This is a genomic window from Methylobacterium sp. WL119, from assembly GCF_008039875.1.
Classification (GTDB): Bacteria; Pseudomonadota; Alphaproteobacteria; order Rhizobiales; family Beijerinckiaceae; genus Methylobacterium.
On sequence record NZ_VRUU01000001.1, the window covers coordinates 228,609 to 239,031 of the forward strand.

The following is a 10,423-nucleotide window of genomic DNA, read 5'->3' on the forward strand; positions in this document are numbered from 1 at the left end:
AAGCTCGCGGAGCATCAGCCGTTGCCCGACGGCCCCATCTCGCTTGCGGGCACGAACCCCATCAGCGCGGTCAGCCCGGCCTCGGTGATCGTCCAGCGGCAGGCCCCGGCGGGGTCGGCCTCCGGCAAGGGTTCGATCAGCCCGCGCTTGGCCAGGGCTCGAATCTGGCGGTCCTGCGGATGGTAGAGGCGAGCGCCGCGCGACAGGATCTCGAGGCGGTAGCGCCCGCTCGCGGGCAGCCAGGGCTTCGCCTCAGCCATGGCGCCGCCGCTCCCGGCCGGCCATCGCGGCGAAGGGCCTGACGGCACGGCTCGCGAAGGGTTGGGCGAGCCAGGCATGGCCCGCAATACCCTTGGGATCCGCCGGCTTGTCGCTCGCAGCCACCCGATCCGCGATGACGACGTGGCAGGGCACTGAATCGGTCGTGTCGACGCCAGAGGCGGCACTCGATCGATTGGTCGGTGAGTCCGCCCGCACCGGAGTACGCTCGGCCGTGTTTCCGAGCCTGCCCGCGAGATCGGACGCGGCTCGGACCCATTCGCCGAATGCGAAGGAAATGCCCACGCGACGCGAGACGGCCAGAACGGCGGGGTTCCCCCGCGCGAGACGGTCGCCGTCGACCTCCAGTTGTGGGGCGAGGATCTGACAGATCGACGCAATAACCCTGTGCAAAACGCTAAATCGCGCCTCAAAACAGTAAACCGATGACGCGTGGAGCGCGGCGCACTCGATGTAGGGTTTCTCAAGACCAATCAGGCGCTGGTCGTTGCCAGTGAGCCTCCTGGGAAGCGTGTGGAGGAGAGGGACAAAGCTCCGCTCCGCCTCATCCGGCTTCATAACATCGACTACGAATGCTGCATATACCGGCCGAAATCCCATTCTACGCTCACTTTCTCTGAGCTATCGCATGCATCTGATAGCCTCAAAAAGAGATATCAATCAAATTTCTAATCTATGAGATCGAGCATATGACGCCTCAATGGATATAAAAATGAAAATCCTGCACGGACGATGACGATCTTCAGCGATTCGGCAGCGCTATTTGCAGCCATCGTGCGATCGTCCAGCACAAAAATCCGAACATCATCGACGGACGACGATGGCATCTCGGCCCCTTCCGAGGCACCGGACCATCCGCAGCGCGTGTCCTGGAAACTGGCGAAAATCCACTATAGGGCCGCCCCAAACACAACGTCTGGTTTAATATAGGTTAATATTGACTTTTTCTCATAATGGATACAGTTTTTCGTCAAATACAATTTGGCAGAAATCAATAAACGGCAAAATGCTCGATCCGGATCGTGGACGGGCTTCGAAGCGCGATCAAAACCGACTGGTCACTTCGTCGCCTGAAATCAACATCGCGGATCCGCTGCAGGACACGATCGAGGGAAACATCGCAGCCGACAGGAGCCGGGATATCGATCGCGACAGGCGAGAATTCGTTCGAGGGCAGGCCATGCATACGATCTCTACCGATGGGTTCACGCGTCCCAGTCACGTCGACGCCGGGGTGGCGCCGATGCTGCAATGGTTGAAGATCAGCGCGCTGACGATCGACCCGAGCTATCAGCGCCCGATCATCGGTGTGGGTCGCCGGAACGTCGAACGCATTGCCAGCATGTTCTCGTGGTGCTGCTTCACCCCCGTGGTCGTCTCCCCCGTCGAAGGCGGCCGCTTCGCGATCATCGACGGGCAGCATCGCACCACGGCGGCGCTGCTCGTCGGGTACGACGAGGTGCCGTGCCAGATCGTGATCGCCGCGCGTGAGCAGCAGGCGGCGGCGTTCAAGGCGATCAACTGCGTTACCACGCCGATCGCCCGCGTCGCGGTCCACGCCGCCGCCCTGGTCGCCGGCGAGACCTGGGCCGTCCAGGTCGCCGACGTCTGCGCCCGGGCGGACGCCACGCTGCTCCGCTATCCGCTGCCGATCAGCAAGCAGGCCGCCGGCCAGACCATGGCGGTCGGCGCGATCAAGCAATGCATCAAGCGGCACGGCCAGAACACCGTCATCACCGCCCTGCAATGCGTGATCGAGACCGGCAACAACAAGCCCGGGATGCTGAATGCCCGCATGATCAAGGCCCTGTGCGCGGCGATCGACCGGCATCAGGACTGGCGCGACGGCGGCCTCGCCCTGTTCGACGCGTTCGACCAGATCGATCTCGCGCGCCTGCAGGCCCGCTGCGAGGACGGCTCGGCCACCGGAAGCGACCTCGTGCAGAGAATGGCCGAGGTGATCGCGGTCGAGCTGTCGGCCCTCATGCCGGTCACGCGCGAGCATCGGCCCGTGCGCTGGGACGCGCCGCGCCCCAAGCTCGAGGTCGTCAACCTCTGAGCGCGGTCCATCGCGTTGAGACCGCCTCGCCACGTCGGCCCCCCTGCGACCCGGCCGCAGTTCCCGCTCGCGGGCAGCGTGTGACGGGTCGAGCGCGACCCTGCCTGCCGACGTCGTGATCGAGCCACGGCGGAGGCACGACAATGCCGCCCGGGGCCGCTTGCGTTGCCCGGCGACCGAACGCCTGCGCCGGAGAATCGACATCTGGCCGACGGTACCAAGCCGCCGAATGTCGCTCGCTCGCCCCGCCATCGTCACGTGCGCCGCGATGCACATCCTTCGAATCCGGCCGATCGAAGGGATGGGATCCACCTGCATCGCCGCATCGGCACGAAACGAGCGGGACGCATGCGATACGCGCCCATCCGATCGAGATCGGATGGGCGCGGGTTCGGAGCGAGGGCTCCTCGGTCGCGGCTTCAGACGAAGAACAGGTCGTGGACGATTCCCTTCAGATGGGCGTCGTTCGCCCAGTTCGAGGCGCCGACGAGATCGCTGGCGCGAGCCACGTCGTCCGGCACCTCGCCCTGCCCCTGTGCCAGCAGCGTACCGTTCTTGAACAGTTGCATCAGGCCGTGGCTGTCCACGCCGGCGTGCCAGGTCGCCGTCTCTCCCTCGACGATCGCGTCCGCGGCGGCGATCCGGTGTGCGACGCCCTTGTCGAAGATCTCGAACGCCATGGTGTCGGACTGCCCGACCTGCCCCAACCAGATGTTGTCCGTCCCAGCGCCGTTGCCGGTGTCGAACACGCGCTGGAAGCCGCCTGCATCGAGGTCGTCGAAGCGTACGGTCGCGTAGGCGTCGAACGCGCCGTGAATCTCGGGAATCGCGTTGTGGGCCTGAACCTCGAGATGGTTCACGCTGCCGACCAAGGGGGTATCGCTGGCATAGTTGGACGCGCCGATCAGGCTGTGGCCGCGCACCACGTCCGACGGCACCGCGCCCTCGCCCTGCGTGAGCAGCACGCCGTCCTTGTAGATGCGCATCACGCCGCCCTCGTCGACGCTCGCCTGCCACAGCGCGGTTTCGCTCTGGGTGATCGCATGCTTGGCGACCAGCCGGTGCTTGATGCCGTCCTCGATGATCTCGAACGCCATGTCGGCGCCGTTCCCGACCTGGCCCATCCAGATGTTGTTCGTGTCCGCGCCGCTGCCGGTGTCGAAGATCCGCTGGTACCAGCCGTGTCCGAGATCATCGAAGCGCGCCTCGACGCTGACCGAGAAAGCGCCTTCGGCATGATTCAGTTCGCTGTAGGCATGAACGTCGACCTTGCCGGCACTGCCGAGCAGCGGCGCATCACTCGCCCAGTTGGACCTGCCGACCAACTCGCTGGTGCGCACGACATCGGCGGGAACGACCCCGTGCCCTTCGGCGAGCAGGACGCCGTCCTTATAGAGCTTCATCACGCCGGTCTCGTCGACGCTCGTCGTCCAGTGCGCGTCCTGCCCGGCGACGATCGCGTCCTTGGCGGTGATGCTGTGGTCCTCGCCGTCGCGCCAGATCGAGAACACCATGTCGGTGCTGTCGGCGCGCTGGCCCAGGAACACGTTGTCACGCTCGGGGCCGTTGCCGAAGTCGAACACGCGCTGCCACGCGCCGCCGGCCGGATCGTCGAACCGGGCGACGACGTCCGCCACGAAGGCGCCATGGATGTCCGCCGGATTCTGGGCCACGGTGACGTCGAGCACCTTGCCGATCAGCGGCGTGTCCCAGCCCCAGTTGGATTTGCCGATTAGTTCGCTGGCGCGCGCGACGTCGGCGGGGACGACACCCTGACCCTGCGCCACCAGCGTGCCGTTCTTCGACAGGAGCATCGTGCCGCCGTCGTCGACCGCGACCTTCCACGTCGCCGTCTCGCCCGCAACGATCGCGTTCGCGGCGGTGATGCTGTAGGGCCGGCCGTCGCGCCAGATCGCGAACATCATGTCGGTGCTGTCGGCGCGCTGGCCCAGGAACACGTTGTCCTGCCCGGGGCCGTTGCCGAAGTCGAACACGCGCTGCCACGTGCCGCCGGCGGGATCGTCGAACCGGGCCTGGGCGGTGGCGGTGAAGGCGCCGTGAATGTCGGCGGCCAGCACGGCCGGAATGACGGTTTCCTGCTGCCCGACGCCTCCGCGCGCGCGCAACGCAGCCATCAGGTCGGCGACCGCGACCGTGCCGTCGTCGAACGACAGCATCTCGATGCCGCTGAGCGTATCCGTGCCGGTCGCCGCGCCGCGGATCGAGAAGCCGGCGTTCAACGCGGCGGGATTCCAGATCACGGTGTAATCCGCGCGGTTGCCCGCGTACACCGCCGTGTCGAAGCCCGTGCCGCCGACGAGCGCGTCGTCGCCGCCATTGCCGGTCAGCTTGTCGTCGCCGGCGCCGCCATCGAGCCGGTTGGCGACATCGTTGCCGATCAGGATGTCGGCCGCGTGGCCGCCGACCGCGTTCTCGATCGTGACGCCGTTGGCGATGGTGAAGCCGCCGGTGAACGTCTCGGACGTGCTCACCCAGCCGCCGCCGCCGATCTCCTCCTTCAGCGTCGCGGCGCGCAGATCGATCTTGGAACGGGCGTCGCCGACGTACGCGATCGAGTCGATGCCGCCGGTATCCCAGATCGTCGTATATCCGTGGTTGAAGTCGACGTCGTCGCCGAAGCGATAGACGGTGTCGCCGGTGGCGTTTTCGGACCGGCCGTACATGGCCTGCAGCGCTGCGATGTCGATCGCGGCATAAGAGCCGGGCTGGGCGTTGAGCGGCGTTCCGTAATCGACCCAGGGTGTGAACGGGTTGTCCTCGCCCAGGAACGGCGAGGTGTAGGTCATCACAGAGTACAGCTGAGAATTCAGCTGATGCCTGCCGGGATCGCCCGCCCAGGTCGCGCCATCCAGGACATTTCCGAAATCGAGGTCGTGAGTGTGCTTGAGGCCCAGGGCATGGCCGGTCTCGTGGAACCATGTTTCCGAGTAGGTGCCCAGCCGCACCGCCGCGGCCGATCCGGCCACATTGGCGTTGATGCCGATGACGCTGTCGGCGCTGGTCACGCCCACCCACGGCAGCACCGATTCGCCGCCGCCGCCTTCCTCGAGCCTGAAGCTCAGATTGCCGCCCCATGCGACCTCGGTGAAGCGCAAGGCGGTGAAGCTTTCGATATTTGCGATGATCTCGCGATAGAACGGCTTCCAGTCGCCCTCGTCCATGTCCGGGACGCCGTTGCCGTTGATGTCGCTGTAGGCGAAGCTGTAGGTCAGGTCCGGTCCGATCCAGGCTCGCCCGACGTTCAGGCTGTCGATCATCGGATTGCCAAAATACCAGATGCCCGTCGTCTGCTCGGCCATGCTTCGCCCCCCGATATGCGCGCGTCCGCCGATCGCAGATCCGGCGTGCGATGCCGTCAGGTTTATTTTCCGAGGTTCGAACAAGCCGTTAACAGCCTCGCTCGATTCTTCGCAGATCGTACTTTTGCGGCTCGCGCCCGTTGCGCCGGCGCGCAGTCCTTACATCGAGTTAATACTGAAAATATTCACAGAACGAAGGTAATAAGACAGTATATCTGCTTCGATCTTCACATAAGAAATTATGCCGATCTTGAAGCGCCTAACAGACCCGTCAGATCTGGTTGCGGGTCATGAGGCTTGCGGCGAGGGCAGTGAAGGCGTCGTGGATGTCGGCGCGTCGCTTGGAGCGGACGGGCAGGCGACGGAAGCGGTCGAACCCGGCATGGGTCCGCTCCACGACCCAGCGGGGGCGACCGCGCCTCTCACGGCTCGTCGCAATCGCGAACGCCTCGCCATGCCACGCGCCCTGCGCCGCCACCGCATCGTCGCCGGCACGCCGTTCGAAAGGGCGAGCGGTTCTCGGCTGACGCGCACACGGAGCGCCCCTAGGCGCCGATGCGGCTGCGCGCCACGGCCCGTGCTCTCGACCCCGTCCGCGGCGTCGGTCGTCGAAGCGGTAGCTGGCGTCATGCCCACGATGCCGGACGGTCCGCACGTCCGCACCCACGTGACGATGCCGCTTCCAGAGGCGTCCCGCTTTTGGGATAGATCGGACCGTGCACGTCGCATTCGCGACCGTCCGGATGGATCGCTCGGCGATCCGGCGCCCGGATGGCGCAGCGCGTGCCTGGGACGGGGGACGACGATGGACGAACTCAACGGCCGGGTTCTCGGGCTGCAGATCCTGCTCACCGGCGTCATCGCCCGGATGGCGAGCGAGAACCGCTACCCGGTCGGCTTCCTCTCGGATTTTCGCGACGAGATCCGCGCCGTGGTGAGCGGCATCCGGATCACCGGGGCGGAGGACGAGGGCCACGTGCGAGCGACCGCACTCCACGCGATCGACGAGCTGTTCTCGCTGATGAAGCCGCCGAGCCAGGATTGAACGGGTCCTGCGATCCGGAATCACCGGCGCAGGCAGGACGGACCGCGCCGCGTCGACGCCCGCCGGACGCGGCGGCGCCCGCCGGACGCGGCGGCGCCCGCGATGGGCGCGCTTTAATCCGAGCCGCGACGCGATCGGTGTGAATTGTGTCTCCCCAGCAACACGCGGGGCGGGACGAGAAGGTCTTAGCGATGCCTTGGACCTATTCCAATTCGGAAATCGGACCCAACGGCCTGCCGGGAATGGTCATTCCGGGGAACTCGTCGGCATCCCATCCGTCAACCTGGAATAGTTCCGATCTCCGATCGGGCCGATGATCGTCGTTCGGCCTCGGAAATCAGCCATAGTTTGGTTCTGTTCCAACATTCGTTCGTTGACGGAAGATCTTTCCCGAGCCCTTTGAGGCCATCGCATCGCCCGACGACTGGCGCTGCGGGTGCCGGGGGGTCGGAAGATCGTGCAGAGCTCATCTCGTATTCCAAAGTCGCTGCGTCCTGCTGCCGATGGGCGTTACGCGAAGCTCAAGGAGCAGAAGGGCGTCATCGGCGTTGCCTGCGCCGTCGCGGTCGGCTCGGTCGGCAGCGCCGAGGCGCAGCAGGGGCCTGCATCCGCCCTGCCGCCCCTGAACATCGACGCCCCGATCACGCGGCAGCGCCCGCCCGCTCCGAAGCCCGGCCCGACCCAGGTCAAGGCACGCACGGCCCTGCGCCGTGCGGTGCGGGCCCGCCGTGTGGCGGCACCTCCGGTCGCGGCGCCCGCAATCGGCGCCGCCGCGACCGGCGCCGGCCTGCCGATCCTGGCCCGGGGCGACATCAGCGGCAATCCGTATGCGGACCCGGCCGCGCCCTACAAGGCCGACCGCCTGTCCTCGAACCGCTTCACGCAGCCGATCCTCGACACGCCGAAGTCGATCACCGTCGTCACGCGGGAGGTGATCGACGACAAGAACGCGACCAGCTTCCGCGACATCCTGCGGACCACCGCCGGCGTGACGCTCGGTTCCGGCGAGGGCGGCAACGCCTTCGGCGACCGCTTCTTCATCCGCGGCTTCGATGCGCGCAACGACGTGTTCATCGACGGCATCCGCGACCCGTCGGTCAGCGTGCGCGAGAACTTCTTCACCGAGCAGGTCGAGATCCTGCGCGGCCCGGCCTCGTCCTTCGCCGGCCGCGGCACGGCGGGCGGCGCGGTGAACGTCGTCACCAAGCAGGCCACCACGGCGGGCGACTTCTACAACACCGAGAGCCAGGTCGGCAGCGACAGCCGCGGCCGCGTCACGCTCGACTTCAACCAGGTGATCAGCCCGGCGCTCGCGGTCCGCATCGGCGGCCTGTACCAGGAATCCGGCGTCGCCGGGCGGCGGTTCGTGACCGACGACCGCGACGGCGCGGCGCTCGCCGTGACGCTGAAGCCGGCCGACGACTGGAAGTTCACCGCCAACTACGTCCACACCGACCTGAACGGGCTGCCCGATTTCGGCGTGCCCTTCAACGCCCTGTCGCGGCGGCCCTTCACCGAAAGCATCGTCCCGCGCGACACCTATTATGGCTTGATCAACCGCGATTTCCAGCACGTCCAGCAGGATACCGGGACGCTGACCGCGGAATGGTCGCCGACCGAATGGGTCACGCTCAGCAACCGGTTCCGGGCCGCGCACTCGGTGCTCGACTACGTCGGCACGCTGCCGGAGGCCCCGGTGATCCCGGCCAACCGCAACCTCTACGGCACGACGCTCAGCCTCAACCCGCAGAGCCGCTACCAGACGGTCGACGTCACGGCCGACATCTCCGACGCGACCTTCCGCTTCGACACCGGCCCGATCAAGCACACCCTGGTCCTCGGCACCGAGTTCAGCCGCGAGGAGGTGAGCCGCCAGGGCTATACCGGCCTGACCTCGGAACTGTTCTCAGGCAACTTCAGCGGCAACGGGACGCTTCGCGGCATCAACATCCTCACCCCGCCCAACACGCTGCCGTTCTCGACCCGGCCGACCAAGGCCGGCAACCCGACGGTCATCCCGGTCGACACGAAGGCCGGATACCTGATCGAGACGATGAACTTCAGCGATCTCGTGCTGCTCAACGGCGGGGTGCGCTTCGACGACTACGCGATCACCTCGTCGAACGACACCAGCTCGGTGTCGGCCCATTCCGGAAACCTGAACTACAACATCGGGCTGACCCTGAAGCCGACCTCGACCGTGAGCGTCTACGCCGCGCACGCGACCTCGTCGAACCCGGTCGGCGCGGAGCTCGACGCGTCGAGCTCCCTCTACGGCGGCCTCAATCCCGCCTTCGCGGGCAACCAGATCCTGGCGCCGGAGCAGAACACGGCCGACGAGATCGGGGTCAAGTCCGAGCTGTTCGACCGCCGCCTGCTCGCCACCGCGGCCCTGTTCAACACCGTCAAGGACAACGCGCGCGAGACGATCGGCAGCGGCACCAACGCGGTGATCTCGGCGACCGGCGCATACCGGGTGCGCGGCCTCGACCTCGAGCTGGCCGGCAGGGTCAGCGACCGGCTCAGCCTGTTCGGCGGCTACGTCATCATGGACACGCGGGTGACGCAGTCCGCGATCCCGCAGAACGTCGGCAGCCGGCTGGCCAACATCGCCAACCGCTCCTTCAGCATGCTGGCGAAGTACCAGCTGTCCCCGATGTTCGAGGTCGGCGCGCAGGTGGTCAACAACTCGCGGGTGGCGGGCGGCACGCTGGCGGCCAACGCCAACGTCCTGCCCTCGTACTGGCGCTTCGACGCCTTTCTCGAGGCGAAGGTGAACGAGAACCTGACGGTGAAGCTCTACGGCGCCAACCTCACGGACCGGCGCATCTACGACGCGCTGTACCAAAGCAACGTGCCGTTCACGCAGCTTCAGCCCGGCCGCACCATCTCGCTGATCGCGCAGACGCGGTTCTGAGCGATGCTGGTCTGCATTCCCGAGGTGCTGAGCAAGGCCGAGGTCGCGGAGTTCCGCGCGATCATGGATGCGGCGGAGTGGTGGGACGGCCGGTCCACGGCCGGCTCGCAGTCCGCCCTGGTCAAGCGCAACGAGCAGCTGCCGCCCAACGGCGCGGTCGCGCGGCGCCTCGGCGAGCGCATCGTCGGCGCGCTCCTGGCCAACCCGCTCTTCGTCTCGGCCGCGATCCCGCTGCACATCTTCCCGCCGCTGTTCAACCGCTACGGCGAGGGGCACCATTTCGGCGTGCACGTCGACAACGCCGTGCGCGGCGACCCGATGACGGGCCTGCGCATCCGCACCGATCTCTCGGTCACGCTCTTCCTCGCCGAGCCCGACACCTACGACGGCGGCGAGCTGGTCGCGGAGGATTACTACGGCTCGCAGGAGGTGAAGCTGCCGGCGGGCGACCTCGTGCTCTACCCGGCATCGAGCCTCCACATGGTCACGCCGGTGACGCGGGGCACGCGGGTCGCCTCGTTCTTCTGGCTGCAGAGCATGATCCGCAGCCCGCAGGCGCGCAGCCTGATCTACGACCTCGACACCTCCATTCAGGGGCTCGTCGGGGAGCTGGGCCGCGACCACGCCGAGGTGGTGCGGCTCACGGGCATCTACCACAACCTGATCCGGACCTGGGCCGAGACATGACCGATCATCGACCCCGCCGGCGATCCGCGATCCGCGCGATCGCCCTCGCCCCCCTGCTCTGGCTGGCGCCGGCGCAGGCGCAGCAGCCGGGCGCCGTCCCGCCGCCGGCGCCAGCC

General features: G+C 66.8%; 7 protein-coding genes and 1 pseudogene. 4 read left to right on the top strand and 4 right to left on the bottom strand.

Translation table 11 applies throughout. The features are described 5' to 3' along the window. Window positions 1-14 precede the first annotated feature (14 nt). Together FV227_RS01105 and FV227_RS01110 are read right to left on the bottom strand one after the other, a co-directional pair. Window positions 15-260: a hypothetical protein gene (locus FV227_RS01105; RefSeq protein ID WP_147727271.1), complete on the bottom strand. Its 246-nt coding sequence runs from the start codon at window positions 258-260 to the stop codon at window positions 15-17. Further along, entirely contained in the window at window positions 253-837 is a 585-nt protein-coding gene (locus FV227_RS01110) for a hypothetical protein (protein ID WP_147858131.1), read from the bottom strand. Before FV227_RS01110 ends, FV227_RS01105 begins: the two co-directional genes overlap by 8 nt. Before the next feature lie 448 nt (window positions 838-1,285). Between FV227_RS01110 and FV227_RS01115 the strand changes: the two genes are divergently transcribed. Beyond that, complete coding sequence (locus tag FV227_RS01115) at window positions 1,286-2,338, top strand: DUF6551 family protein (RefSeq protein WP_147858132.1); 1,053 nt, start codon at window positions 1,286-1,288, stop codon at window positions 2,336-2,338. 419 nt (window positions 2,339-2,757) lie between these two features. Here the strand turns inward: FV227_RS01115 and FV227_RS29585 are convergent, their stop codons facing one another. Both FV227_RS29585 and FV227_RS01125 read right to left on the bottom strand, forming a co-directional pair. Further along, window positions 2,758-5,658 carry a LamG-like jellyroll fold domain-containing protein gene (locus FV227_RS29585; protein ID WP_147858133.1) on the bottom strand — a complete coding sequence of 967 codons (2,901 nt, stop codon included), beginning with the start codon at window positions 5,656-5,658 and terminating at the stop codon, window positions 2,758-2,760. 271 nt (window positions 5,659-5,929) lie between these two features. Next, window positions 5,930-6,088 (bottom strand): annotated as a pseudogene (locus FV227_RS01125) (IS5/IS1182 family transposase); the annotation flags it as partial. Window positions 6,089-6,463: 375 nt separating this feature from the next. On the opposite strand from FV227_RS01125, the gene FV227_RS01130 reads away from it, so the two are divergent. From FV227_RS01130 to FV227_RS01140, 3 genes are all read left to right on the top strand, one after another. Then, window positions 6,464-6,703 carry a hypothetical protein gene (locus FV227_RS01130; protein ID WP_147727275.1) on the top strand — a complete coding sequence of 80 codons (240 nt, stop codon included), beginning with the start codon at window positions 6,464-6,466 and terminating at the stop codon, window positions 6,701-6,703. Window positions 6,704-7,160: 457 nt separating this feature from the next. Then, entirely contained in the window at window positions 7,161-9,620 is a 2,460-nt protein-coding gene (locus FV227_RS01135; RefSeq protein WP_187274640.1) for a TonB-dependent siderophore receptor, read from the top strand. 3 nt (window positions 9,621-9,623) lie between these two features. After that, a complete protein-coding gene (locus FV227_RS01140; RefSeq protein WP_147729346.1) occupies window positions 9,624-10,307 on the top strand; it encodes a Fe2+-dependent dioxygenase in 684 nt (227 codons plus the stop codon). Window positions 10,308-10,423 lie beyond the last annotated feature (116 nt).

Excerpts from the sequence above, each read along its gene's own strand:
- FV227_RS01105 (WP_147727271.1), bottom strand. The coding sequence starts at position 260 with ATGGCTGAGGCGAAGCCCTGGCTGCCCGCGAGCGGGCGCTACCGCCTC.
- FV227_RS01110 (WP_147858131.1), bottom strand. The coding sequence starts at position 837 with ATGAAGCCGGATGAGGCGGAGCGGAGCTTTGTCCCTCTCCTCCACACG.
- FV227_RS01115 (WP_147858132.1), top strand. The coding sequence starts at position 1,286 with ATGCTCGATCCGGATCGTGGACGGGCTTCGAAGCGCGATCAAAACCGA.
- FV227_RS29585 (WP_147858133.1), bottom strand. The coding sequence starts at position 5,658 with ATGGCCGAGCAGACGACGGGCATCTGGTATTTTGGCAATCCGATGATC.
- FV227_RS01130 (WP_147727275.1), top strand. The coding sequence starts at position 6,464 with ATGGACGAACTCAACGGCCGGGTTCTCGGGCTGCAGATCCTGCTCACC.
- FV227_RS01140 (WP_147729346.1), top strand. The coding sequence starts at position 9,624 with ATGCTGGTCTGCATTCCCGAGGTGCTGAGCAAGGCCGAGGTCGCGGAG.